At 69.1% G+C, this 23,713-nt stretch carries 25 protein-coding genes; 18 read left to right on the forward strand and 7 right to left on the reverse strand.

Features of this window, described 5'->3' with window-relative positions:
* The first annotated feature begins 5 nt into the window (after positions 1 to 5).
* The gene (locus AX769_RS12230) at positions 6 to 269 is read left to right on the forward strand and encodes a hypothetical protein (protein ID WP_157887604.1); all 264 of its coding nucleotides are present in this window, start codon (positions 6 to 8) and stop codon (positions 267 to 269) included.
* On the opposite strand, the gene AX769_RS12235 is transcribed toward AX769_RS12230, so the two are convergent.
* Positions 266 to 868, reverse strand: coding sequence for a TetR/AcrR family transcriptional regulator (locus AX769_RS12235; protein WP_066279677.1), 603 nt, complete (start codon positions 866 to 868; stop codon positions 266 to 268). The two genes, AX769_RS12230 and AX769_RS12235, sit on opposite strands and share 4 nt — an antisense overlap.
* 67 nt (positions 869 to 935) lie before the next feature.
* On the opposite strand from AX769_RS12235, the gene AX769_RS12240 reads away from it, so the two are divergent.
* Complete coding sequence (locus AX769_RS12240) at positions 936 to 2,552, forward strand: FAD-dependent oxidoreductase (protein ID WP_066279680.1); 1,617 nt, start codon at positions 936 to 938, stop codon at positions 2,550 to 2,552.
* Between the two features lie 7 nt (positions 2,553 to 2,559).
* Here the strand turns inward: AX769_RS12240 and AX769_RS12245 are convergent, their stop codons facing one another.
* A complete protein-coding gene (locus tag AX769_RS12245; RefSeq protein ID WP_066279682.1) occupies positions 2,560 to 3,006 on the reverse strand; it encodes a hypothetical protein in 447 nt (148 codons plus the stop codon).
* A gap of 157 nt (positions 3,007 to 3,163) precedes the next feature.
* Here AX769_RS12245 and AX769_RS12250 point away from each other — a divergent pair, with 157 nt between their 5' ends.
* The 6 genes from AX769_RS12250 (at position 3,164) to AX769_RS12275 (ending at position 8,863) form a co-directional block, all read left to right on the forward strand.
* Positions 3,164 to 3,889 (forward strand): VIT family protein, encoded by a 726-nt coding sequence (locus AX769_RS12250; RefSeq protein WP_066279684.1) that lies wholly within the window; start codon positions 3,164 to 3,166, stop codon positions 3,887 to 3,889.
* 23 nt (positions 3,890 to 3,912) lie between these two features.
* Positions 3,913 to 4,608 carry a response regulator transcription factor gene (locus tag AX769_RS12255; protein ID WP_157887605.1) on the forward strand — a complete coding sequence of 232 codons (696 nt, stop codon included), beginning with the start codon at positions 3,913 to 3,915 and terminating at the stop codon, positions 4,606 to 4,608.
* The gene (locus AX769_RS12260; protein ID WP_066279686.1) at positions 4,605 to 6,035 is read left to right on the forward strand and encodes a HAMP domain-containing sensor histidine kinase; all 1,431 of its coding nucleotides are present in this window, start codon (positions 4,605 to 4,607) and stop codon (positions 6,033 to 6,035) included. Before AX769_RS12255 ends, AX769_RS12260 begins: the two co-directional genes overlap by 4 nt.
* 124 nt (positions 6,036 to 6,159) lie before the next feature.
* Positions 6,160 to 7,599 carry a ferric reductase-like transmembrane domain-containing protein gene (locus AX769_RS12265; protein WP_066279688.1) on the forward strand — a complete coding sequence of 480 codons (1,440 nt, stop codon included), beginning with the start codon at positions 6,160 to 6,162 and terminating at the stop codon, positions 7,597 to 7,599.
* Entirely contained in the window at positions 7,596 to 8,135 is a 540-nt protein-coding gene (locus AX769_RS12270; protein WP_066279690.1) for an FMN-binding protein, read from the forward strand. Before AX769_RS12265 ends, AX769_RS12270 begins: the two co-directional genes overlap by 4 nt.
* Positions 8,132 to 8,863 carry an FAD:protein FMN transferase gene (locus AX769_RS12275; protein WP_239451772.1) on the forward strand — a complete coding sequence of 244 codons (732 nt, stop codon included), beginning with the start codon at positions 8,132 to 8,134 and terminating at the stop codon, positions 8,861 to 8,863. The genes AX769_RS12270 and AX769_RS12275 overlap by 4 nt, the downstream gene beginning before the upstream one ends.
* A 9-nt stretch (positions 8,864 to 8,872) precedes the next feature.
* Here the strand turns inward: AX769_RS12275 and AX769_RS12280 are convergent, their stop codons facing one another.
* Positions 8,873 to 9,307 (reverse strand): hypothetical protein, encoded by a 435-nt coding sequence (locus AX769_RS12280; protein WP_157887606.1) that lies wholly within the window; start codon positions 9,305 to 9,307, stop codon positions 8,873 to 8,875.
* Positions 9,308 to 9,409: 102 nt separating this feature from the next.
* Here AX769_RS12280 and AX769_RS12285 point away from each other — a divergent pair, with 102 nt between their 5' ends.
* From AX769_RS12285 to AX769_RS12310, 6 genes are all read left to right on the forward strand, one after another.
* Positions 9,410 to 9,967 carry a TetR/AcrR family transcriptional regulator gene (locus AX769_RS12285; RefSeq protein WP_066279693.1) on the forward strand — a complete coding sequence of 186 codons (558 nt, stop codon included), beginning with the start codon at positions 9,410 to 9,412 and terminating at the stop codon, positions 9,965 to 9,967.
* Positions 9,968 to 9,991: 24 nt separating this feature from the next.
* Positions 9,992 to 11,251: a sensor histidine kinase gene (locus tag AX769_RS12290; RefSeq protein ID WP_157887607.1), complete on the forward strand. Its 1,260-nt coding sequence runs from the start codon at positions 9,992 to 9,994 to the stop codon at positions 11,249 to 11,251.
* Positions 11,248 to 11,916, forward strand: a complete 669-nt coding sequence (locus tag AX769_RS12295) for a response regulator transcription factor (RefSeq protein WP_066279698.1) — start codon at positions 11,248 to 11,250, stop codon at positions 11,914 to 11,916. The genes AX769_RS12290 and AX769_RS12295 overlap by 4 nt, the downstream gene beginning before the upstream one ends.
* A gap of 133 nt (positions 11,917 to 12,049) precedes the next feature.
* The gene (locus tag AX769_RS24720; RefSeq protein WP_204249209.1) at positions 12,050 to 12,604 is read left to right on the forward strand and encodes a protease pro-enzyme activation domain-containing protein; all 555 of its coding nucleotides are present in this window, start codon (positions 12,050 to 12,052) and stop codon (positions 12,602 to 12,604) included.
* A gap of 418 nt (positions 12,605 to 13,022) precedes the next feature.
* Positions 13,023 to 14,054, forward strand: coding sequence for a S8 family serine peptidase (locus tag AX769_RS24725; protein ID WP_066279702.1), 1,032 nt, complete (start codon positions 13,023 to 13,025; stop codon positions 14,052 to 14,054).
* Positions 14,055 to 14,285: 231 nt separating this feature from the next.
* Positions 14,286 to 16,373 carry an acyl-CoA dehydrogenase gene (locus tag AX769_RS12310; protein ID WP_066279704.1) on the forward strand — a complete coding sequence of 696 codons (2,088 nt, stop codon included), beginning with the start codon at positions 14,286 to 14,288 and terminating at the stop codon, positions 16,371 to 16,373.
* 72 nt (positions 16,374 to 16,445) lie between these two features.
* On the opposite strand, the gene AX769_RS12315 is transcribed toward AX769_RS12310, so the two are convergent.
* From AX769_RS12315 to AX769_RS12325, 3 genes are all read right to left on the reverse strand, one after another.
* Positions 16,446 to 17,591, reverse strand: coding sequence for a glycosyltransferase (locus AX769_RS12315; RefSeq protein WP_239451774.1), 1,146 nt, complete (start codon positions 17,589 to 17,591; stop codon positions 16,446 to 16,448).
* A 93-nt stretch (positions 17,592 to 17,684) separates the two neighbouring features.
* Complete coding sequence (locus tag AX769_RS12320) at positions 17,685 to 18,125, reverse strand: NUDIX hydrolase (RefSeq protein WP_239451775.1); 441 nt, start codon at positions 18,123 to 18,125, stop codon at positions 17,685 to 17,687.
* A gap of 5 nt (positions 18,126 to 18,130) precedes the next feature.
* Positions 18,131 to 18,895, reverse strand: a complete 765-nt coding sequence (locus tag AX769_RS12325; RefSeq protein WP_066279708.1) for an SDR family oxidoreductase — start codon at positions 18,893 to 18,895, stop codon at positions 18,131 to 18,133.
* Positions 18,896 to 19,086: 191 nt separating this feature from the next.
* Here AX769_RS12325 and AX769_RS12330 point away from each other — a divergent pair, with 191 nt between their 5' ends.
* The 4 genes from AX769_RS12330 to AX769_RS12345 all read left to right on the forward strand — a co-directional run bounded on the left by AX769_RS12330 (position 19,087) and on the right by AX769_RS12345 (position 22,029).
* Entirely contained in the window at positions 19,087 to 19,572 is a 486-nt protein-coding gene (locus tag AX769_RS12330) for an NfeD family protein (RefSeq protein ID WP_066279709.1), read from the forward strand.
* Entirely contained in the window at positions 19,569 to 20,570 is a 1,002-nt protein-coding gene (locus AX769_RS12335; RefSeq protein ID WP_066279712.1) for an SPFH domain-containing protein, read from the forward strand. The genes AX769_RS12330 and AX769_RS12335 overlap by 4 nt, the downstream gene beginning before the upstream one ends.
* Positions 20,567 to 21,352 (forward strand): glycerophosphodiester phosphodiesterase, encoded by a 786-nt coding sequence (locus AX769_RS12340; protein ID WP_066279719.1) that lies wholly within the window; start codon positions 20,567 to 20,569, stop codon positions 21,350 to 21,352. The genes AX769_RS12335 and AX769_RS12340 overlap by 4 nt, the downstream gene beginning before the upstream one ends.
* A gap of 311 nt (positions 21,353 to 21,663) precedes the next feature.
* Positions 21,664 to 22,029 (forward strand): RNA polymerase-binding protein RbpA, encoded by a 366-nt coding sequence (locus AX769_RS12345; RefSeq protein ID WP_066279722.1) that lies wholly within the window; start codon positions 21,664 to 21,666, stop codon positions 22,027 to 22,029.
* A gap of 3 nt (positions 22,030 to 22,032) precedes the next feature.
* Here the strand turns inward: AX769_RS12345 and lnt are convergent, their stop codons facing one another.
* On the reverse strand, positions 22,033 to 23,706 hold the full coding sequence (gene lnt / locus AX769_RS12350; protein ID WP_239451776.1) for an apolipoprotein N-acyltransferase: 1,674 nt from the start codon (positions 23,704 to 23,706) through the stop codon (positions 22,033 to 22,035).
* Between the last annotated feature and the right edge of the window lie 7 nt (positions 23,707 to 23,713).

Here is a 23,713-nt window from a genome sequence, read left to right on the forward strand (position 1 = left end):
TGTTCATGTTCGTCGCCGTGGGCCTGGCCGCGGGTCTCGCCTTCGGTCTGCCGGCCGCATGCCTCAACCGCATCTGGGGAACAGTGCTGTCGTTCGTACCCGTCGTCATCTGGTTTGTCGTTTTTGCCATGGCGCAGCGGGACGGGTATTCGAACGCCGAGGCCGCGCGTCTCGCATACGCCTTATGCGGCGTTCTGATCGGCCTCTTTTCGGCGAGTGCTGTCGTGCAGACTCGTCGGCGCTCGCGACGTCGCCGGGCACGCGACTAGAGGCCATCGGCGAGCGCAGCGAAAGCCGCGGTGAGCGCAGCGCCATGCGCGGCCTCGAGGGCCGCCGGGGCGTCGCCGGCGAGACGGCGACGCATCGTCGACGTGGCGGCGTTGCGGTAGCCGGCGACGATCAGCGCGGCGGTCAGATCAGCGTCTCCGTCGAACCGCGAGTCGGCGGCGAGCTCGTCGGCCAGCACCCGCTCGATCTGGTGCTCGAAGACGCGCAGGCGCGCGATGAGTGCCGGCGACGCGACGACCATGCGCAAGAACGGCTCGACGCCGTCGCCGAGACCCGAAAGTACGTGCTTCTCATCGGCAAGGCGGACCACCATTCGGCGGATCGCCTCGACGGGCCCGACGCCGTCGGGTCGATCCCGGATGGCCGAGCGCACGAGGTCGACGGCGCCCGGCAGTCGGTCGAGCAGCAGATCCTCTTTGCGGTCGAAGTGCGCGAACACGGTGACCTTCGACACTCCCGCAGCGGCCGCCACCTCGGCGATCGTGACGTCCTCGAAACCGCGTTCGAGGAACATGCCCGTCGCCACGTCGGCGATCCTGGCCCTGGTTGCTGCTCCCCCGCGGTCTCCTCTGCTCGGCATGTGATAACCGTAGCTTTCCGACGTAGGCTTATCAAGTAAGTTTACCGAGTAAGGATAAGGACGCGTCATGACCATGAGGGAGAACACCAACGCCGACGTGATCGTCGTCGGCGCGGGGCCGACAGGGCTGCTGCTGGCGTCCGAGCTGGCTCTGCAGGGCGTGCGGGTGACGGTGCTCGAGCGGCTCGACGAGCCCGACACGACGATCAAGGCGGGGTCGATCAGCGTGGCGAGTGCCGAGATCCTCGATCGGCGTGGCCTCCTGCCGGCGGCTCAGGCGGCGCAGCGACGCATGATGGAGTCGGTCGGGGCATTCGCCGGCGCTTCGGCGAGCAGTGCCCTGACCTCGCACCGCTTCCCCGTCGTGGGCCACTTCGCTGGCATGTTCTTCCGCCCCGATCTCGTCGATCAGACCGACCCGGTGCTCAGCGCGCACACGGCCGTCGCGGACGGCGTGGTGGTCGCCCAGCGCGAGGTCGAGCAGTTGCTCGCAGAGCACTGCGCGCGTCTCGGCGTCGAGATCCGACGCGGCGTCGAGGTCACCGGGGTCCGCAGCGCCCATTCGAACGATGTCGGCGTCGACGACGACGTGATCGTCGAGACCAGTGCCGGCGACATCGAGGCCGGCTGGCTGGTCGCCGCCGACGGCGGCCGCAGTGTCGTCCGCAAGCAGCTCGGCATCGAGTTCGACGGTACCGACCCGCAGCTCGTCGGCTACCAGGCCATCGCCGACATCGACGACCCGACGGGCCTCCGGCGGGGCTGGAACTGGACACCGAACGGCGTCTACTCGTACGGCCCCATTCCCGGCAGGATCCTGGTGGCCCGCTTCGGCCCGCAACCCGCCGACCGCAACGCGCAGGTCACGCTCGACGAGCTGCAGCAGGCGGTGCGCGAGGTGACCGGCCTCGACGTCACGCTCACGGGGCTGCACGGTCGGGCGACACGCTGGTCGGACAACGCCCGCCAGGCGCGCAGCTATCGGCGCGGTCGTATCCTGCTGGCGGGGGACGCCGCTCACGTGCACTCCCCCTTCAGCGGCCAGGGCCTGAACCTCGGCCTCGGCGACGCCGTCAACCTCGGCTGGAAGCTCGCGGCGACGATCCGGGGTCGGGCACCCGAGGGGCTGCTCGACACGTACGAGGCCGAGCGGCACCCGATCGCCGCGTGGGTGCTCGACTGGACCCGTGCACAGGTCGCCCTGATGCGGGGCGACGAATGGACGAAGCAGCTGCGGCGTGTCGTCGGCGACGAGCTCTTCACCGTGCCCGGCGCGATGAACAAGGTCGTCGCGCTCACCGCGGGCATCACGCAGCACTACGACGTCGGCGACGGAGACGCCCGAGACGCCCGAGACGCCCGAGACGCCGGAGACGCCGGGGCCGGCCGGCGCGTCGGCTCCATCGTGGGAGACGAGCCCCTTACCGGCGGCTCGAGGCTCGCCGACCACGCGCACGACGGCCGCTTCGTGCTGGTCGACCGCTCCCCCGACGGCCGCTTCGCCGCGGGGACGAAGCCGTGGGCGTCTCGGATGGCGATCGTGTCGGATCCTGCGCCCGACAGCTCGCGGCCGAGCCTGCTCGTGCGCCCCGACGGCGTCATCGTCTGGGCGGGCCTGCAGGATCACGAGGCGGCTGCGTCGAGCCTCGCACTCGCTCTCGATCGCTGGGCCGGTAGACCCTGAGCTCCCGTCAGGCGAAATCGCGGCGGAGTCTCGCCGACTGAACGGAGAGCCACACGGCGAGGCCGTAGATGACGAACGCGAGCACGACGTGGTACGGCGTTATCCAGTCCATGCCGAGCCCTGAGATGGCATGGCCCGACAGCCACTGGACGACGGTGGCCACGAAGAGGATGACGGCGAAGGCGCGCACGCGCGAGGCTGCGGCGAGACTCCTGACGGCCACGACGGCCGACAGCAGGGCGAACAGCATGATCGGATAGGCGAGGGCGCCGTGGATGTCGGTCCACGTCTGCTTGGCGCTGTCGGGGATGCCGTCTTCGATCAAGTTCCCGGCGGTGATCGACTGCAGGAAGATGAACAGGACGGTGAGACCCGTCAGGATCGCGTAGGCACGCCGCGCGGAAGGAGTGACTGCGGGGCGGGCGGGGACAGGGCGGCTGGCGGAGGTCGTCATCGGTCGACCGTACGGGTGGCACTGCCCCGTGATCGCCTCGAAACGTCCCCCGTCGTCTTCGAAAGCTCACATGTTCGCGACCCGATCCGCGTGGACATCGAGGCAGGCAAGGCTAACCAGGCTGGAATTCGTCGCCTCGGAGGTCCACGCTTCTGGCATGACTCGAACCGATGTGACTCCCCACGAGGGCGAACTGCACGCCGGAAACCTCGCCGAGCGTCTCAACTGGCTGCGCGCCGGAGTGCTCGGCGCCAATGACGGCATCGTCTCGGTCGCCGCGATCGTGGTCGGCGTCGCCGGCGCCACGACGTCGACCGGCGCCATCGCCACTGCCGGCGCGGCAGGGCTCGTCGGAGGCGCGATCTCGATGGCCCTCGGCGAATACGTCTCGGTCAGCAGCCAGCGCGACAGCCAGAACGCGCTCATCGAGAAGGAGCAGCAGGAACTGCACCACGACCCGGCCGGCGAACTCGAAGAGCTCACACAGCTCTACGAGGCGCGGGGCCTGTCTCGCGACACCGCCGGTCAGGTCGCGAAAGAGCTCACGGCGAAGAACGCTCTGAAGGCTCACCTGGCGATGGAGCTGAACATCGACCAGGATGACGTCGTCAGCCCGTGGCATGCGGCCGCCGCCTCCGCCCTCGCGTTCACGATCGGCGCGATCCTGCCGATGCTGGCCATGCTGCTTCCCCCTGCCTCCGTCCGCATTCCCGTGACGTTCGCCGCCGTCCTCATCGCTCTCGCTCTGACGGGCGCGATCGGCGCCCGGATCGGGGGCGGCTCGAAGCGCCGCGCCACGCTCCGCGTCGTGATCGGCGGCGCACTCGCCCTCGCCGCCACATTCGTGATCGGTATGCTCCTGCACACCGGTGGCGTCGCCTGACGGATCCGCGAGAAAGAGGTCACGTGGCGAAGATCCTGGTGGTCGAGGACGACGTCGAGATGCGTGGTCTGGTCGCCGAGAGCCTTCGCGGTGAAGGCTATGACGTCACAGCAGTCGGCGACGGCGTCGCAGCCCTGATCGCGGCGGCCGGCGACGAGTTCGATGCTGCCGCCATCGACGTGATGCTGCCCGAGATGACCGGGTTCGAAATCTGTCGCCGCCTCCGCGAATCCGGCCGGCTCTTTCCGGTGATCCTGGTGACCGCCCGCGACGCCGTCGACGACCGGATCTTCGGGCTGGACTCGGGTGCCGACGACTATCTGACGAAGCCGTTCTCGTTGGCCGAGTTGAATGCCAGGATCCGCGCGCAGTTGCGTCGGCAGGCTGCTCCCGCCGGATCAGCGGCGACGGCGGTGCTCTTCGGCGGTGACCTCGAGCTCGACCCGCTCGCCTTGCGCGCCCGGATCGCCGGTCGGCCGGTCGCCTTCAGCGTCAAGGAGTTCTCGCTGCTGCGGTACCTGCTTCAATCCGCGCCCGGGCCCCGGTCGCGGAGCGAGATCCTGGCCGAGGTGTGGGGGCCGCCCGAGCACTTCGACCCGACCATCGTCGACCAGTACGTGAGCTACGTGCGCAAGAAGCTCGCCGCTTTCGGATCGTCCGTGACGATCACCACGCTGCGGGGCATCGGCTACCGCCTCGACATGCCGACCCAGCCGTGAGGCGCATCGGGTCGACGCCCATCCGGGTGCGGATCACGCTCGGCAGCCTGCTGGTCGCGGGGATCGTGCTGGCCGGCGTCGCGATCCTGATGTCGCACCAGATCCGAGCGACGACCGCGTCGAGCGAGACGACGCTGGCGCAGAGCGACATCGCCCCCTACGCGTCCGATCTGCAGAACAACCCCGATGAGACGCCGGACAAGCCGGCAGCCGGGGTCCTCGTCGCCATCCGCGCGCAGACCGGCGCCTTCCTTCTCGACACGCTCCCCGCCGGGTTGAAGAAGAACCTGAACGACCGGGATCTCCACGACGCGGAGTTCGCACGGGTTCCGCCCGGCGAGATGAACTCGGAGGCGCCGACTCGGCGGGTGAGCAGCGGTTCGACCACGTACATCGTCGTCGAGCAGCACCTGTCGACGAGCAAGGGCGAGTTCACGCTCTGGGGTGCTCGAAGCACCGCGTCCGGCGACCTCACCGTCCACGCCCTCGACCACTCGCTCGGCATCGGTCTGGTCGCGGCGCTCTTGGCATTCGCGGCCGCCGCCTGGGTCTTGAGCAGTCTGTCGCTCCGCCCCGTGCGTCGGCTCGTCGAGTCGGCCGAGCGGCTCGGGCGAGACGACAGCGGCGGGCCGTTGCCCGTCTCCCCCGCCGGTGACGAGCTGTCGAGGCTCGCGCGCACCCTCAACGCCTTCATCGCGCGCCTCCGCGCGAGCGCCGACCACGAACGCCAGATGGTGTCGGACGCCAGCCACGAGCTGCGAACCCCACTCGCGGCTCTCACCGCACGGCTCGAACTGGCCCACCGGTCGTCCGGCGACGCTGAAGCCCTCGAGGCCGAGATCTCGGCCGCTCAGCTGAGCGTCGCCCGGCTCACCGATCTCACCACCACTCTGCTCGAGCTGTCACGGCTCGACGAGTCCGTGACCCCCGGCGAACCCCAGCCGACCACGACTGCGGAAATGCTCGTGGGCGAGCTGCTCCAGTCGGTCGATCGCGCGCGGATCGCCCCGCACAGCGTCGACGTGGAGATCGAGTTCGACGTCGACTCGGTCTCGGACGGGGGCGCCCGTTACGCTCTCTCCCCCGCCGCCTTCGGGCGGATCGCCGACAATCTGATCGGGAATGCGGCGACGTTCAGCCCGGAGGGGAGCCTGGTGACGGTGGTCCTGCGACAGGAACCGCATGAGAGCGATCGTCGCCTGAAGCTGACGGTCTCGGACGACGGCCCCGGCGCCCCGGGCGAGTTCTTGCCGGTGGCGTTCGACCGGTTCACGAGGGCGGATGATTCGCGCCGACGCGTGCAGGGCGGAACGGGTCTCGGGCTCGCGCTGGTGAGGGGTCTGGCCGAGCGGGCGGGGGGAACCGCGACCCTCCTCAACCGGCCCGAGGGCGGCGCGATGGCCGTCGTCGAGATCCCCGCCGTCTGAGCACCCGGCCCGTGCCGGCAGATGTGAGACCTCGAAGGATTCCGACCCGGATTCAACGGTTGTTGCAAAGGAGTGAAACTCACAATTGGGGAAAGACGGCGCACCGCCGTTGTGAAGGAGCCCCATGACGACGACTGCCCCGCCCCAGGCGCCGCACCCGATGCGTCGGCCCCCGGCTCAGGTGGTGAGCGCCGACGCCCGTCGACGGCGCCGTGAGCACCGCCGGCGTGCCGTGGTCGTCGACCTCCTGACCATCCTGGTCTGGGCTTCCGCCGCCGTCGCCCTCGCGTTGTTCCTCGCCTCACCCGGCGCGCACGACATCACGGGCCCGGCCTCGTTCGTCACCGCCGTCGGCATTGGGGCCGGTCTCCTCGCGACCGACCTCGTCCTCGTCATGATCCTGCTCGCAGCCCGACTGCCGGTCGTCGACCGCGTCTTCGGGGCCGACCGGGCCATCGCCGTGCACCGGTCGCTCGGCAAGCCGGTGCTCTACCTGATCCTGGTGCACGCCCTCCTGCTGACCATCGGCTACGGGCTCTCCGACCGCACTAACCCGGTCGGCGAGACGATCTCGCTGTTCACGACGATGCACGACATGCCGCTCGCATATTTGTCGCTGGGGCTCTTCGTCGCGGTCGTCGTCACGTCGCTCGTGGCCGTGCGCCGCAAGCTGCCCTACGAGGCGTGGCACGTGATCCACCTTCTCAGCTACGCGGCGGTCGCCGTCGCGCTCCCCCACCAGCTCAGCGTGGGCAGCGTGCTCGTGTCAGGCACCTGGCAGCGGATCTACTGGATCACGCTCTACGTCGTCGTCCTCGCCGCTGTCGTCGTCTACCGGTTTGCGATGCCGCTGGTCGTCACCTTCACGCATCGCCTGCGGGTCATCGACGTCGAGCAGATCGCTCCGGGCGTGGTGTCGATCCATCTCTCGGGCCGCGACCTCGACCGGCTCGGCGTCGAAGGTGGGCAATACGGCATCTGGCGCTTCTGGACGGCCCGCACCTGGTGGCACGCCCACCCCGTGTCGTTCTCCGCGGTTCCCGGCCGCGATAGGGCCCGCATCACGGTGCGTGACCTGGGCGCAGGATCCCGACGCCTCGGCCGCATCAAGCCAGGCGCGTTCGTCTCCCTCGAAGGCCCCTACGGCCTGTTCACGTCGCGCGCCCGCACCGCCCCCTACCTCGCCATGGTCGCCTCGGGCATCGGCATCACGCCGGTGCGGGCCATGCTCGAGGACTCCGACCTGCGGGTCGGGGAGGCGACCATCCTGCTGCGTGGGTCGGACGCGGATCAGCGCTACCTGTGGGACGAGGTGGCCGAGTTGTCCAGCCGGACGAAGAGCGAGCTCTTTGCGATGGTGGGGCCTCGGCCGAGCGGCTTCGACGCGTGGCAGTCAGCCGAGGACTTCGGGCGTGGCGTCACGCTGACCTCGACCTTCCCCCACTTGATGGAGTCCGACCTGTACATCTGCGGCCCGCAGGCCTGGGCCGACCTCGTCGCCCGCGACGCCCGGCTCGCCGGTGTCCCCGAACACCAGATCCACCAAGAGAGGTTCAGCTCATGAGAGCACGTGCACTCGCCGGCAGCGTGGTCGCCTCGGCGGCCATCGTCTCGCTCGGCTGGCAGATCGGAGCGGCGCATGTGGCCGCAGAGTCGGCGGCGACCGGCTCGGCGGTCACAGGTTCGGGGGCCGCGACAGGCTCCGGCACATCGACCGGATCCACGGGAACCACCACGACGCCGTCGTCCAGTGCTTCGCCCTCGGCGAGTGCCACGCCGTCCTCCAGCGCTTCGTCGTCGGCGGGCACAGCCAAGTCGTCCGTCTCCGGCACGTTCGACGGCACGACGGCCGAGACGCAGTACGGTCCCGTCCAGGTGTCGATCGTCGTCGCCTCGGGGAAGATCACCGATGTGAAAGCCCTGCAGCTGACCGACCAGGGCGGCCGCTCCGTCGAGATCAGCAACGACGCGGCCCCCGTGCTCCGCACCGAGGCCCTCAGCGCGCAGTCGGCGAAGATCCAGTCGGTCAGCGGCGCGACCTTCACCAGCGAGGGCTACATCACCTCGCTGCAGTCGGCGATCGACAAGGCCGGGCTGTGACCGTCCACGTCTTCGGCACCATGGGCACGGTCGTGAGCCTCCGGGCCGACGACGGCGCCCTCGACCGCACCGACCTCGCATCCGTCGAGGCCGTCTTCGGCAGATACGACCGTGTCTTCAGCCTCTACCGCGACGACTCGCCGCTCAGCAGGATCGCCCGGGGCGACCTCCCTCTCGCCTCCGCCGACGCCGAGGTGCGCGACGTCTACGCGCTCGCCGTCGACTGGCGGAACCGGACAAGCGGCGCGTTCACTCCTCACCGGCCCGACGGCGTGGTCGACCTCTCCGGCGTGGTCAAGGCTCTCGCCATGGCGGAGGCCGGGGCATTCCTCGACGCGCGCGCAGGTGACTGGCTGCTCGCGGTCGGCGGCGACGTGCTCGCTCGCGGCAGCCACGGTGGGGAGCCGTGGGGTGTCGGCGTCGTCGATCCTGCCGCCCGCGATCGACTCGCTGCTGTGGTCGACGTCGCCGGCACCCGTCGGGCCGTCGCCACCTCCGGCTCGTCCGAGCGGGGCCAGCACATCTGGCGCCGGGGCGGGGAGGTCTTCACCCAGGTGACGGTGATCGCCGACGACATCGTGACGGCCGACGTGCTCGCGACGGCGATCGCCGCGGGCGACGGGCGCGATCTCGACCGGTTCACTCACGACTTCGACGTCGACGTCATCACGTTCGATGCGGATGGCGCGGCTCGGGCCACCCCGGCCGCGAGCGACTGGGTGGTCTGAGACAGTCGCTCAGGCGCCCGCCTGAAGTTCGGCGATCTGCGCGCGGGCCGCGCTGACGAGCTCGTCGTTGGTGTGGGCGTGGCCCTTCAGGCCCCAGCCGCCGGCGACGGCCTCGGTGAGGAGCACCCAGGTGCGGTCGACGAGTGTCGGATCGGCCGCGGCGGCGGCGACGATGTCGGTGAGCTGCGTCACGACGGCCAGCTGCTTGTTTCGGTCGAGGGCGCCGGCGTTGGTGAGCACCTGGACACGCACGTAGTTCGAGTCGCCGTCGACGTTCGACAGAGCGCCGTCGCCGAGCTCGTGGACGATCCCGGCAGTGTTCTGACGGAACATGGGGATGTCCGGCACCTGCTCGATCGTCATCACGGCAGCGGCCAGATCGAGGCTGAGCTGGTGCGGGTCGGCGAAGGTTCCGGCAATGGCGTAGACGTCGATCATGGGCATGGTGGTCTCCTGGGGCAATTCGATCGGGCGCATATGACGGTCGTCATAACGATGAGATCCTGCCCTATGACGAGCGTCACAGTCAATCGGTAGGATGACTGAATGACGACCGACCCCCGCCGCAGCATGGTCATCGGCGCCGCGCGCCTCCTCGCCGAGCGCGGGCTGCAAGAGACATCGTTCTCCGAGGTGCTGAAGCTCACTGGCGCCCCCCGCGGCTCGATCTACCATCACTTCCCCGACGGCAAAGACCAGCTCGTGGCCGAGGCCGTCGACCTCGCCGGCGCCCATGCGATCCGCCTCATCGAGCAGTCCGCAGGCAAGGCGCCCGTCGAGATCGTCCGAGACTTCATCGCGATGTGGCGGGCGGTGCTCGTCCACTCCGACTTCCAGGCAGGATGCAGCGTGGTCGCCGTCACGGTCGCCTCCGACTCCCCCGACCTCCTGGCGCACGCGGCGAACGTCTTCCGGGCGTGGCGGGCCCGCCTCGCCGAGCTCCTCGCTGCCGCCGGGCTCGCCCCGGCCGACGCCGACCGGTTCGCCGCCCTGCTGATCGCCTCGACGGAGGGCGCCGTGGTCATGAGCCGCGCCGAGCAGAGCCTCGACCCCTTCGAGCTCGTCGCCGACCAGCTCTTGGGCCAGGTCCCCGTCACGCCCTGAGCCCGCCACGCTACCGTTGTGGGCGTGTGGACATCCCTCGAGCGTCGCCCGGTGGTCGTCGACGTGCTCGTGGGTGTCGTCGTGCTGCTGTTCTTCGGTGCGCTCGATGTGAGCCGCACCGGCTGGGCGACCCTCCCCGTCGACGCGCTCTACGCGATCGCGATCGGCTTCCGCCGGCGTAACCAGGGCCTCGGGCTGGCGATCGCCTGGGTCGGAGCGATCACCCAGCTGCTGATCCTGCCGTCGTACATCAACGGCAACGTGGTCGTCGCCGGCGTCATCTTCGCCACGAGCCTGGCCCAGCAGCCGGTCGTGCGGCGGCTCGGCCTGGCCTCGGCGATCGCCGGCGGCATCATCGCCAGCGTCAAGCTCGTGCTGATCACGGGCGCCTTCCTGCCCCGCGACTCGACGAGCTGGGGGCAGGAGGCGATCTCCCGCATCCTGTACTTCGTCGGCATCGCCGGCATCATCGCGGCGTCCCTTGCGGTGTTCTGGCTGCTCGGCGCCGTCGCCCGGGTGCGCCGCGCCTACGTCACCGAGCGCGTCGAACGCCTCGAACGCGAGCAGGAGCTGCTGCGCGCCGAGCTGCGCGTCGCCCAGGAGACCGAGCGAACGCGCATCACCCGCGAGATGCACGACGCCATCGGACACGCTCTCGCCGTGATCATCGCGCAGTCGGACGGCGCGCGCTACGCGGTCGCGAAGAACCCCGGGGCCGCCACCGAGGCGCTCGGAGTCATCAACCGTTCGGCCCGCGACGCCCTCGACGACGTCAGCGAGCTGCTGAGCGTGCTGAAGGGCGCGGAGGACCACCAGGGCACCCTCGGGGTCGCCGACCTCGCCGGGGTGCTCGACAGCATGCGCTCGGCAGGGCTCGACGTGCAGTTCACCGAAACAGGTGAGGCCTTCGCGCTCAGCACGGCGGGCGACCTGGCAGTCTTCCGCGTGGTGCAGGAGTCGCTGACGAACGCGCTGAAGCACGGTGGACCGGGCACCCGCGTCGACCTCGGCATCGCCTGGCGCGCGAGGGAGGTCGTCGTCGACTCGTGCACGGTCGAGTCGGACGGCCCCGGTCTCGTCGAGCCCAAAGACACCGCCGCCATCGAGCTCTCCGGCAGCGACACCGACGTCGATGCCCCGACACGAACCGGCTACGGAATCGCCGGCATGCACGAGCGCATCCGGCTCGTCGGCGGCAGCGTCGTCGCACGCCCTCGCACCGACGGTGTCCACGGCTTCGCCGTCGTCGCCCGAATCCCCCGAAGTCAAGGAGCCTCCGAGTGACCATCCGCATCGGCCTCGCCGACGACCAGCCGCTCTTCCGCGCCGGAATCCGCATGATCATCGAATCGCAAGACGACTTCGACGTCGTCTGGGAGGCCGGCGACGGCGCGGAGGCGGTCGCCCTGCAGGGCGAGAAGCCGGTCGATCTCATCCTGATGGATCTCGAGATGCCGGGCGTCGGCGGGGTCGAGGCGACCCGCAGGATCCTGCGCCCCGGTGACGACGAGAGCATCGCCTCCTCGACTCGCATCGTGGTGCTCACCACCTTCGAGCTGACCGACACCACTTTTCAGGCCATCAGCGCGGGCGCCAGCGGATTCCTGCTGAAGAACGCCGACCCGGAGTTCTTGCTCGCGTCGCTCCGCACGATCCATGCCGGCTCCGCTGTCGTCGCCCCGTCGGTGATGAACGGGCTCGTCGAACGCTTCGCGCGCAAGTCGACTCGCATCGACACCGATGCGCTTTCCGACCTGACCGCTCGAGAACGGGATATCTTCGGCCTTCTCGCGGCCGGGCTCAGCAACAACGAGATCGCCCACGAGCGTCACCTCTCTGACGCCACCGTGAAGTCGCACGTGAGCCGGATTCTCGGCAAATTGGACCTTCGCGACCGCGTCCAGCTCGTCATCTACGCCTACGAGAACGGCCTCGTGACGCAGGAGTAGCAGGGGTGAGAGTGCGGGTGACATGTGCATGTGGGGGTATATGCCGACTTGACGTGCCCACTTCGAGGGGTGTTTTCTACGGCTACCGCGTTTTTCATGGCGGATTCCCACCACATCCTTCAAAGGGGCATAAGTGCGCGTTTCCCATCCACGTATCCGTCCAGTCGTCGCCGCGCTTGCCGCAGCGGCGACTGTCGTCGCTCTGTCGAGCATCGCGGCGTCGCCCGCGAGCGCTGTGACCGCGCGGCACGTCATCCCCGACAGCTCGCCGCACTGGCTGAGTCACGCGAAGCACGTCGCGACTCCGGCCGCTGCGTCGCAGGTGAGTTTCGGGATCCTGCTGAACATGCGAAACGCCGCTCAGGCCGACGCGCAGGTGAAGGCGCTCTCCGACCCCTCCAGCCCCACCTACGGCAAGTGGCTCACCAACAAGCAGTTCGACGCCACCTACGCGCCGAGCGGCGCAAGCGTCTCGGCCGTCAAGTCGTGGCTCACCTCGCAGGGCTTCGCGATCAGCCAGACCATGCCGAGCGGCATGTACGTCACGGCCTCCGGCAGCACAGCGCAGGTCGAGAAGACCTTCGGCACGTCGCTCGAGAAGTACACGTACCAGGGCAAGACGGTCCAGACCAACACGACGGCGCTGTCGCTGCCGACGACCACCCCGCCGCCGTCCTCGGCGTCGTGAACGGTGTCGTCGGTCTCGACCAGGCCTCGACGCTGAAGGAGCCGGCCGACACCCTCCCCGGGCCGCCCGCCGGCGGCCGCTACGGCGTCCAGCCCTGCTCGACCTACTACGGCCAGAAGACGGCCACCACGCTGCCCTCGGCTTACGGCAAGAAGCAGCCCTACGCGGTCTGCGGCTACGTGCCCAGCCAGCTGCAGGGTGCCTACGGCGAGTCGTCGCTGCTCAAGGCCGGCGTCACCGGCAAGGGCACGACCGTGGCCATCACCGACGCGTACGCGTCGCCCACCATGGCCCAGGACGCTGCGACGTACAGCGCGAAGCAGCACCAGCCCGGCTACGCCAAGGGCCAGTACACCCAGATCACGCCCGGCCCGACCGGCTATGACGACACCGCCGCCGACGAGTGCGACGCGAGCGGGTGGTACGGCGAGGAGACCCTCGACGTCGAAGCCGTGCACGCCATGGCTCCCGGGCGAAGATCGTCTACGTCGGTGCGCAGGACTGCGAGTCCGGCCTCGACAACGCGTGGGCGTCGGCCATCGACAACCACTACGGCGACATCATCACCAACTCGTGGACAGACGGGGTCGACGACCTGACCGACCTCGGCCAGTCGTACGTCGACTTCTACACGCAGTACTCGACCGAAGCAGCCCTCACCGGCATCACCGTCACCTTCTCGACCGGTGACAACGGCGACGGCACCAACGGCGGCACCACCCTGGCGAACAAGACGATCGGCTTCCCCGCCGACCTTCCGTACGTCGTCGGCGTCGGCGGCACCTCGGTGCAGATCGGCTCGAAGAACAATTGGATGGGCGAGTACGGGTGGCAGTCCGACTACTCGGAGCTCAGCACCGACGGCAAGTCGTGGACGCCGGCTCTTCCAGGCGTCTACTCGTCGGGCGGCACCGGTGGCACCAGCCAACTGTTCGCTCAGCCCTGGTACCAGCAGGGCGTCGTGCCGACCTCGGCTTCTGAGGCCAACGGCTCCACCCCGATGAGGACGATCCCCGACGTCTCGATGGTGGGCGACCCGAACACCGGCATGCTGGTGGGCGAGACGCAGACCTTCCCGGACGGCACCTACTACGACCAGTACCGCATCGGCGGCACGAGCCTCTCGTCGCCTCTGACCGCAGGTCTGCTCGCCGTGGCGTCGCAGTACTCGCACACGAAGCTCGGCTTCGTGAACCCGCTGTACTACAAGCTGCTGGGCACCTCGGCGCTGCATGACATCGCAGCCCCGAAGAAGCCGGTCGCCCAGGTGCGCACGAACTACGTCAACGGTGTCGACAACACCCAGGGCAAGTCGTACGAGCTGCAGACCATCGACGTCCAGTCGTCGACCCTGCACGACACCCGAGGCTACGACGACGAGACGGGCGTCGGCACGCCGGCCGGCCCGTCGTTCTTCCAGGCGATCGCCAAGCTCGAGAAGAAGAAGTAGCAGCACCGCCACACCGCTCCACCGACACGGCCCGTCCTGTCGCCTCGCACTCCGCGGGCGCCGGGGCGGGCCGTCCGGCGTCCGACTGGAGGTTTCCGACAAAGGGCGGGGCGCGGCGGCGACAGGCGTTCGTGCGACGGCTACGACCGATTTCACGAGCGGATGAGACCGTCCTACCGTCGAGTCGGCGGCCCGACTAGGGGCCGCGCTCGACGGAAAGAATCAACGCTGATGACACGTCTCGACGACACCCGCTCCACCCGTCCGGCGACTCCGCCCGAGCCCGAGGGGGCAGCGGCCGCGGTGCAGGATTCTGCCCGTGTCGACACCGCCTGGCTGGGCGAGTACCTTCTCGGGCGCTGGGCCGACGCGCGCAAGCACTCGCGCGAGCTGATGCGGGACAGCGCCTTCCACCGGCAGGCCGACCTGAGCCTCGCCGAGCAACGTGAGCGGGTCTTCGAGCAGATGCACCTGCTGCTCGACCGCGACGCCGTCCTGCGCGCCTTCCCGACCCACCTCGGCGGCCTCGACGACCACGGCGGCAACATCGCCGCCTTCGAAGAGATCGTCACGGCCGACCCGTCGCTGCAGATCAAGGCCGGCGTGCAATGGGGCCTCTTCGGCTCGGCCGTGCTGCATCTCGGCACCGCGCACCATCACGACACGCTTCTGCCCGGCATCATGAACCTCTCGGTGCCCGGAGCCTTCGCGATGACCGAGACCGGCCACGGGTCGGACGTGGCGTCCATCGGCACGACGGCCACCTTCGATCCTGAAACCGAAGAGTTCGTGATCGACACGCCGTTCCGCGCCGCGTGGAAGGACTACCTCGGCAATGCAGCCGTGCACGGCATCGCGGCGGTCGTCTTCGCGCAGCTGATCACGCAGGGCGTGAACCACGGCGTGCACGCGTTCTACGTGCCGATCCGCGACGACGACGGATTCCTGCCGGGCGTCGGAGGCGAGGACGACGGCCTCAAGGGCGGCCTCAACGGCATCGACAACGGTCGCCTCCACTTCGATCACGTGCGGGTGCCCCGCGAGAGCCTCCTCGACAAATACGGCCACGTCGACCCCGACGGCAGCTACACGTCGCCCATCGCGAGCCCGGGCCGCCGCTTCTTCACCATGATCGGCACGCTCGTCCAGGGCCGCGTGTCACTCGACGGCTCGGCGGTCGTCGCCTCGAAGCTGGCGCTCTTCATCGCCGTCACTTACGGCTCCGAGCGCCGGCAGTTCACGGCCGCCGACCCGCAGCGCGAAGAGGTGATCCTCGACTACCAGCGCCACCAGCGGCGCCTCCTCCCCCGACTCGCCCAGACCTACGCGATGTCGTTCGCGCACGAGAAGCTCCTCGCCACCTTCGACGGCGTCTTCTCGGGCGAGCACGCGACCGACGGCGACCGGCAGGATCTCGAGACGCTGGCCGCCGCCCTCAAACCCCTGTCGACGTGGGCCGCCCTCGACATTCTGCAGGAGTGCCGCGAGGCGTCCGGCGGGGCGGGCTTCCTCGCCGAGAACCGCTACACGCAGCTGCGCGCCGACCTCGACGTCTACGCCACCTTCGAGGGCGACAACACCGTGCTGCTGCAGCTCGTCGCAAAGCGCCTGCTGACGGACTTCGGCAAGAAGTTCGCCGGATCGGATCCGCGCGCGATGGCAGCAGCCGTCGCGTCGCAGGTGGGTCAGGCCTCGGTCGACCGCAGCGGTCTGCGGCGTCTCGCGCAGGCCGTCACCGACCTCGGGCAGACGGGCCGGTCGGTCGGGCACGTGCGCGACGAGGAGTCGCAGCGGCAGTTGCTGACAGGCCGCGTCGAGACGATGATCGCGCAGATCGCCGCGCGGCTGCGGCCGGCGTCGCACCTGTCGCCGGTGGCGGCTGCGCGACTGTTCGACGAGAACCAGAGCGAGCTGATCGACGCGGCCCGCGCACACGCCGAGCTGCTGCAGTGGGAGGCGTTCACCGAGGCGCTGCCGGGGGTGGAGGACGACGCGACCCGTCGCATCCTGACCTGGCTTCGCGACCTGTTCGGGCTCGGGCTGATCGAGAAGGACCTCGCGTGGTACCTCATCCACGGGCGACTCTCGACGAAGCGGGCGACCGCGCTCACCGACTACATCGACGACCGGCTGCTGCCGCGGCTTCGGCCGCACGCTGTCGACCTGGTCGATGCGTTCGGCTTCGCGCCCGAGCACGTGCGGGCGCCCATCGCGTCAGGAGCCGAGAGGGCGCGGCAAGACGAAGCCGCCGCGTACTACCGCGCTCAGCGCGCGTCGGGCACGGCGCCTGTGCCCGAAAAGAAGCCCGCGCACCACTAGCACTTACCTTTTCGGCTCGATCTTCCTGTCGAGAAGGGCTGATCGTGCCGAAAAGGTAAGGGCGGGCGGGGCTTAGGCGGCCGCCTCTTCGGGCAGCGGGGTGCCGAGCGTCTCATGGTCGACGATCTCGTCGAGCGTGACCGTCTCGACGGGGTGCTGCTTGTAGACGACCTTCGACTGGTAGAGGTAGCGGAGGGTGAAGCCGAACACGATCAGGACGGCCTGCACAGGCACGCTGGGCAGGTGCGTCGTTTCGACGATCACCCAGAGCAGAGCGGTGCGCACGGCCGACTCGGTGCCGTTGAAGGCGAAGGTGTGCCACCAGCGCGTCCACACGCCGCGCGACCCCGCCTTCAGATCGTTGAAGATGAAGCGCTCTTGCAGCAGGAAGTTGCCGACGATCGTGACGATGGCGGCGATACAGGCGGCCGCGAGGTAGCCGACGCCGAACTTCTGGAGGCCCCAGAGGATCACGAGGTTGGCGATCGCACCCAGGAGGCCGATCACGGCGAAGCCGGAGACGCGGCCGAACTTGATGTCGAAGAGCTGACGGCCGAGAGCGATGCCCTGCTTCATGTCGGCTTTGGAGGTGCCTGCCTGACGAGCGTCGAAGACGAGGGGCACCTCGGCGACCTGGAGGTCCTGGCGCGCGAGGATCTCGAGCAGGATCTTGAAACCGCGCGGGCGGAGACCCTCGAGGTCGATCGACGACCGGCGGATGGCGAAGAAGCCGCTCATCGGGTCGGTGGTCTCACCGAGGCGCTTGGGGAATAGGGCCTTCGTCGCCTGGATGGAGAGGCCGGAGACGAGGCGGCGGAAGCCGTTGCTGAGGCCGTCGCTCGAGCCGCCGTCGACGTGGCGGGAGGCGACGACGACGTCGACCCCGTCGACCGTGCCCTTGGTGACGAGTGCCGGGATGGTCTCGGGGCGGTGCTGCAGGTCGCCGTCCATCACGACCTGCCAGGTGGCGTCGCTCGAGTGGAAGCCCTCGATGACCGCACCGGAGAGGCCGCCGACGGGCTCGTCGCGGTGGATGAGTCGAACGGGCATACCCGCACGCGAGGCGACTTCGCGGATCACGTCGGGAGTGTTGTCACGGGAGTCGTCGACGAACACGATCTCGGCGTCCAGCCCCGCCGTGGCCGCGGTCACGCGCCGCACCAGCTCCTCGACGTTCGGTGCCTCGTTGAAGGTGGGGACGATGACGGAGAGCTCCATGCAAGCAAACCTACGGACGTTTCCGCCCATCCGAATCGGCCACTCGGCCCAAAGACGCCCTCATCACATGTGATGAGAGGCAGGCGCCGAGCCTTACGACAGCGCCTTCTTGACGAGGTCGACGAGCACGGCGGGCTCGAGCGGCTCGTCGGTCGACTCGAGCTCGGCCAGGCTCCACCAGCGCGACTCGAGGATGTCGATGCGCTCGTCGTCCGTCCAGTCGTCCTCGACGATCTCGAAGTGCGGCAGGTGCACGACGTAGAACTCGGCGTGCCCGTGGGTGTGGTCGGCCGAATCCCACGGCACCTCGAAGTCTTCGACGTAGACGACGGGGCCAGGATCCGAGATGGTCTGGCCGGTCTCCTCGTGCAACTCGCGGATCGCGGCCTGGACGTGGGTCTCGCCCGGGTCGACCCCGCCGCCGGGCGTGATCCAGCGAGCGGGGGCCTTCGTGTCGGGGGCCTTGGTGAGCATGAGCAGGATCCTGCGGTCGTCGTCGACCACGATCAGGCGGGAAGTCGCGCGCAGGATCACGATGATCAGGCCGTCGCGAAGTCGGACACGTCGCCGACCAGGCGCTCGTTGTCGGTCGGGATCTCATCGACGGCCGCGCTGGCGACCTCGGCAGCGAACTCGGCGACGTTGTAGAGCTTTCCCGCCGACTCGCGTCGGGACGAGATGGCGCCGGGGTTCGAACGCTCGAGCAGGGTCGCGGTGATCGTGCCCTCGATCATGTCGCCGGAGACGACCACGAAGTCGATGCCCTTCTCGGCGAGGGCCGGGATGAGGTCGCGGAGGGCGTCTTCGCCGGCGCGTTTCGACAGGGCCACCGGCAGGTATTCGGGCATCGTCGCCGTCGTGCGGATGAAGTGCGCTTGGTGACTGGTCACGAACACGACGCGCGAGCCGGGCGCCATGAGTGGCAGAGCCTGCGTGAGCACGTCGACCTGCGCGTCGCGGTTGAGCAGCAGGGCGTAGTTCTCGGCCATGCCCGACTCCATGCCGCCGGAGGCGTTGAGCACGAGGATGTCGAGGCCGCCGAACTCGCGCTGTATGGTGCCGAGCATCTCGGCGACCGAGGCGGGGTCGGTGAGGTCGGCGCCGACGCTGAGGGCCGAGCCACCCGCCTCCTCGATCGTGCTGACGAGCTGCACTGCCCGCTTCTCTTTGTTGCGGTAGTTGATCACGACGCGCGCGCCGGCCTCGGCGAGGTACTTCGCGGTGTCGGCACCGACCCCGCGGGACGAGCCCGTGACGAGGGCGCGCTTGCCCTGGAGGGATCCGGCGGCGAGAGGGTTTTCCACTGCGTGTCTCATTTCGTTCTGCGGGCGATTGCCCGAGCCAGGCTACCAACTGTGAGTGTGTCGACGATCCGGTCGAACGTCGGCGCCGACTGCTAGCCTGACTGGAATAACAGCGGAAGAAATACGACGGCCGCGACCGATGCCTCAAGGCCCTGCGGTCGGCAGTCGTCGTTGCTGGCGAAGGAGCCCCCATGGAGTTGTTCACCGAGTTCTCGTGGGTCATCTGGGCCGCCCTGATCCTGCTGTTCATCATCGTCGAGGTCGCGACCGTCGAGTTCACCTTCCTCATGCTGGCCATCGGCAGCGTCGGCGGCCTGCTGACGAGCCTGTTCGGCGGGCCGTTCTGGCTGCAGATCCTGGTGGCGGCAGTCGTGTCGATCCTGCTGCTGTTCACCGTGCGGCCGCCGCTGCTGCGCGCCTTGAAGCGAGGCGGCGACCCGGCCCTCAGCAACGTCGAGGCCCTGCTCGGGCTGCGCGGTGAAGTGCTGTTGCCGATCACCCCTGATCCGGGGCCTCGTGCCCTCGGGCAGGTCAAGCTGACCAACGGCGAGACCTGGACGGCGCGAATGCTCGCGCCCGACGGCACTCGCACGCTGGTCACGGGCACGACAGTCGTCGTGACCGCCATCGAAGGGTCGACCGCTGTCGTCGTCCCCGCCGAAAGGACCACCCCATGACCGTCAGCCCAGCCGGCGTCGTGCTCGCCGTCTTCCTGGTCATCGTCATCATCTTCGTGCTGGTGATCCTCTTCCGGGCGATCCGCATCATCCCCCAGGCGACTGCCGGGGTGGTCGAGCGCCTCGGCAAATACCACAAGACGCTCTCACCGGGGCTCAACATCCTGGTGCCGTTCATCGACCGCGTGCGGCCGCTGCTCGACATGCGCGAACAGGTCGTCTCCTTCCCGCCGCAGCCGGTCATCACCGAAGACAACCTCGTCGTCTCGATCGACACGGTCGTCTACTTCCAGGTGACGGACGCGCGTGCCGCCACGTACGAGATCGCCAACTACCTCGGCGCCGTCGAGCAGCTGACGACGACCACGCTCCGCAACGTGGTGGGTGGGCTCAACCTCGAAGAGGCCCTGACAAGCCGCGACAACATCAACGGGCAGCTGCGCATCGTGCTCGACGAGGCGACCGGCAAGTGGGGCATCCGCGTCGGCCGAGTCGAGCTCAAGGCCATCGAGCCGCCGCTGTCGATCCAAGACTCCATGGAGCAGCAGATGCGCGCCGAGCGAGACCGTCGCGCCCAGATCCTGCGGGCCGAGGGCACCAAGCAGGCGGCCATCCTCCAGGCCGAGGGCTCACGGCAGGCGTCGATCCTCGAAGCCGAAGGTGCCGCCAAGTCGCAGGTGCTGCGGGCTCAGGGTGAGGCCGAGGCCATCCAGACCGTCTTCAAGGCGATCCACGACGGCGACCCCGACCCCAAGCTGCTCGCCTATCAGTATCTGCAGACCCTGCCGAAGATCGCCGACGGCACCGCCAGCAAGGTGTGGATGATCCCGTCGGAGTTCACCGAGGCCCTCAAGGGCGTCGGCGCCGGGTTCCTCGGGGCGCGCGAGGCGCTGAAGCCCGAAGCGACGGCCGCTGGCATGGCTGCGGCGGGTGCGGCTGCGACAGCGGCGGCACAGGCCGGTGGTTCTACGGGCGCGCCCACTCCTCCGGCCGCGTGAGCGACTGGTTCACGGCGGCGCCGCCGCGCGTCATCGCCCACCGTGGACTCGCCACGCAGGCTCCCGAGAACACACTCCTGGCGTTCGTGCAGGCGATTTCCCTCGGCGTGACGCACCTCGAGACGGACGTGCATGCGTCCCGGGACGGTGTCGCGATCATCAGCCACGACCCCGACTTCGGGCGCCTCTCAGGTGACTCGACGCCTATTGCGTCCCGGACGCGCGACGAACTCCGCCACGTCCACCTCGGCCGCGCCGACACGCCTGCGAGTGAGCGGCAGGACGTCGCGACTCTGGCCGACGCCCTCGACGCCTTCCCCGACGCGTTCTTCAACATCGACCTGAAGGCCGAAGCCGTCGTCGAGCCGGCCGTCCGGGCCATCACGGCCGCGAAGGCCGTCGAGCGCGTGCTCGTCACGTCATTCGACGACAATCGTCGTCGTCGAGCCGTGGCCGCCCTTCCGGGCGTCGCCACCTCCCCCGGGTCGCGAGGGGTGCTGACAGCGGCGCTCGCCGGGCGGCTGCACCTGCCGCCGCTCAGCCGCCGAGTGCTGCACGAGGTCGACGCGCTTCAAATCCCCGAGACGTTTCGCGGCGTGAAGATCCTGACGCCCGCCCTGATCAGCCAGGCGCACGAGGCCGGCGTCGAGGTGCACGTCTGGACGGTCAACGCCCCCGCCGACATGGAGCGCCTGCTCGGGCTCGGCGTCGACGGCCTGATCACCGACCGGGCCGACCTCGCCGTCGAGGTGCTGGCGCGCCGCTCCCCCGCCGACCGCTGACGGTCGATGTCGGACGCGTGGAAGTCAGGGCATCTCGAATGGTGCCGGAAGGAGAGTTTCGGAAGGGTGCGCTGACGGCAGGGGAGGAAAACTGGCCGCACTCCTCGGCGTGGGAGGAAAACGCCCGGACTGAGTGCTCTTCGGGAGGTTCTGCGGCCGGAATATCCTCCCGCCTCGCTGGTTCTCACCCCCGAACGGGGCGCACGCGCTCACGATCGCCTGAGAGCGGCCTGTTAAAGAGCACGATCGGAAACAATCTCCCATGGTAAGTCGTTATACAGGGAGATTGCAACGCGAGAGGAGACCACACAATGGCAGATCGCAGTTTGCGCGGAATGAGGCTCGGCAGCCAGAGCCTCCAGAGCGAAGAGGGCGTGGAGTTCTCGCCCCGGAAGAAGGCCGTCTACCAGACGGCGGACGGATCGACGTTCGACGTCGTGTTCGCGGCCGAGGCCGAGATCCCCGACTCGTGGCAGTCCCCGAAGAGCGGACAGGAGGGCCTTCTGCTCTCCGCCGACGGCAAGCCGGTCGTCATCGACCGAGGCGACGTCAAGACGCCGCGAACGCACTGGGACATGCTGCTCGAGCGCCGGACGCGCCCTGAGTTGGAGGAGCTCCTGCAAGAGCGACTCGACTACCTGCGTGCCCGCAAGGGTCAGCAGAAGATCGGCGCATAGCGCCTACACCAGAGCCTCGATGTTCGTGTCGTGCTCCGAACGCGTCGGCTCCGGCCGGCGCGTTTTCGCGTTGTGGCCCCGGCCCTTGGCTCGACCCCCCTCGGCCCCTCCGCCACCGCGCACGATCAGCCCCGCACCCACGATCAGCCCGAGGCCGAGCAGGTCGACGAGCGCCTCGATGTCGCCGCCGAAGCGGATCGCCGGCGTGATGCCGCTGCCGAGGGTCACGGTGGTGACGATCGCGCCCGGTTTGTAGGCCGGGATGCTGGCGGTCGTCGCGCCGGTGGCGGAGATGACGGCGCTCGAGCCCACGGTCGAGATGTTGACGAGCGGGCGCGACGTCTCGATGGCACGAAGCCGGGATATCGCGAGCTGCTGGGTATTCTCTTCGCTCTTGCCGAAGTCGGCGTTGTTCGTCTGTGCGAGGATCACTTTCGCGCCTCCGTCGACCATCTTCGTGGTGAGAGCATCGTCGACGATGTCGAAGCAGATCGAGATGCCTGCGGCGATGCCGTGCACGTTCAGCACGTTGCCGTCGGTGCCCGGCGTCAGGTCGCGGGTCAGCAGCCCGACGAGGCTGGGGGCGATCGCCATGAAGACGGGCCGGTCGGGCACGTACTCGCCGAACGGCACCAGGTGGCGCTTGTTGTACTGGCCGGTCACGTGGCCTTCGTCCCAGACGATCGACGAGTTGTAGAGCTTCGATCCCTTCTGGGTGATGACTCCCGAGACCAGCGGAGCCTTGTAGGTGCTCGAGATCGCGTCGAAGGCGTAGCGCCCGAACGCGTCGCGGGTCGGGTCTCGGTCGCTCGCGCCCTCGGGCCAGACGACCATGTCGACCTTTGTGCCGGGCTTCACGTGGTCGTAGGTCGCCTCGACCTGAGCATTCGTGAGGTCGCCGTACTGGTGCGGCTCGAAGAACCCGGCCTTGCTGTTGCCCTGCACGGCGGCGATCGTCGAGGTGCCGTCGGGGTGCGTCGGCCAGGCCGGCACCAGCAGGATCGCGCAGATCGTCACTCCCCCGACGAACACGCGCGTGAACGGGGCTACACCGAGCTCGGCGAGCAGCTGCACGACGAGGGCGACGGCCGCCACGATGACGAAGCCCAGCCCGGAGATGCCGAACCACGCGACGAGCGGGGCGATGGGGCTCTGGGACTGGCTCTCGGCGATCCTGCCCCAGGCGAAGCCGCCGTAGGGGTAGTGGCCGGCCAAGAACTCGCGACCTGTCCAAAGCCCGCCGACGGCGACCGGGACGAGCAGTAAACGACCGACGGTGCCGGGCCAGACTCGCGGCATCCAGCGGTAGGCCAGGGCGATGGCGACGCTGCCGAGCGCGAAGAAGAACGCTTCGAACGTGGCGAGAGCGATCCACGGCACGGGGCCGAGGTAGGTGCTCACCCACTCGATCAGGAGGAGGAAGAAAGTGAGCCCGCCGGCGAGCCCGACGAGGATCGAGCCGCCGACGCTGCGGCCGCGCAGGGCGATCAGCGTGACTGCGATGCCGGGGAAGGCCGCGGGCCAGACGTCGGCAGACGGGAAGGACAGCGTCAGGAGGGCCCCGCCGACGATCGCCATCAACACAGCCGGCAGGATCGGGACGCTCAGACCCCGCGACGCAGCCCAAGGCGCCGCGAGAGGCGAGTGGAGCCCGGTTCGGGCGGCAGAGCGGAGCACGCTCGAA

Source organism: Frondihabitans sp. PAMC 28766 (assembly GCF_001577365.1).
Taxonomy (GTDB): Bacteria; Actinomycetota; Actinomycetes; order Actinomycetales; family Microbacteriaceae; genus Frondihabitans.

What these genes read in the sequence shown, in the direction of transcription:
- AX769_RS12310 (WP_066279704.1), top strand. Translation starts at nt 14,286, where the DNA reads ATGACACGTCTCGACGACACCCGCTCCACCCGTCCGGCGACTCCGCCC.
- AX769_RS12270 (WP_066279690.1), top strand. Translation starts at nt 7,596, where the DNA reads ATGAGAGCACGTGCACTCGCCGGCAGCGTGGTCGCCTCGGCGGCCATC.
- AX769_RS12285 (WP_066279693.1), top strand. Translation starts at nt 9,410, where the DNA reads ATGACGACCGACCCCCGCCGCAGCATGGTCATCGGCGCCGCGCGCCTC.
- AX769_RS12335 (WP_066279712.1), top strand. Translation starts at nt 19,569, where the DNA reads ATGACCGTCAGCCCAGCCGGCGTCGTGCTCGCCGTCTTCCTGGTCATC.
- AX769_RS12265 (WP_066279688.1), top strand. Translation starts at nt 6,160, where the DNA reads ATGACGACGACTGCCCCGCCCCAGGCGCCGCACCCGATGCGTCGGCCC.
- AX769_RS12330 (WP_066279709.1), top strand. Translation starts at nt 19,087, where the DNA reads ATGGAGTTGTTCACCGAGTTCTCGTGGGTCATCTGGGCCGCCCTGATC.
- AX769_RS12245 (WP_066279682.1), bottom strand. Translation starts at nt 3,006, where the DNA reads ATGACGACCTCCGCCAGCCGCCCTGTCCCCGCCCGCCCCGCAGTCACT.
- AX769_RS12280 (WP_157887606.1), bottom strand. Translation starts at nt 9,307, where the DNA reads ATGCCCATGATCGACGTCTACGCCATTGCCGGAACCTTCGCCGACCCG.
- AX769_RS12315 (WP_239451774.1), bottom strand. Translation starts at nt 17,591, where the DNA reads ATGGAGCTCTCCGTCATCGTCCCCACCTTCAACGAGGCACCGAACGTC.
- AX769_RS12230 (WP_157887604.1), top strand. Translation starts at nt 6, where the DNA reads ATGTTCGTCGCCGTGGGCCTGGCCGCGGGTCTCGCCTTCGGTCTGCCG.
- AX769_RS12250 (WP_066279684.1), top strand. Translation starts at nt 3,164, where the DNA reads ATGACTCGAACCGATGTGACTCCCCACGAGGGCGAACTGCACGCCGGA.
- AX769_RS12240 (WP_066279680.1), top strand. Translation starts at nt 936, where the DNA reads ATGACCATGAGGGAGAACACCAACGCCGACGTGATCGTCGTCGGCGCG.
- AX769_RS12345 (WP_066279722.1), top strand. Translation starts at nt 21,664, where the DNA reads ATGGCAGATCGCAGTTTGCGCGGAATGAGGCTCGGCAGCCAGAGCCTC.
- AX769_RS12235 (WP_066279677.1), bottom strand. Translation starts at nt 868, where the DNA reads ATGCCGAGCAGAGGAGACCGCGGGGGAGCAGCAACCAGGGCCAGGATC.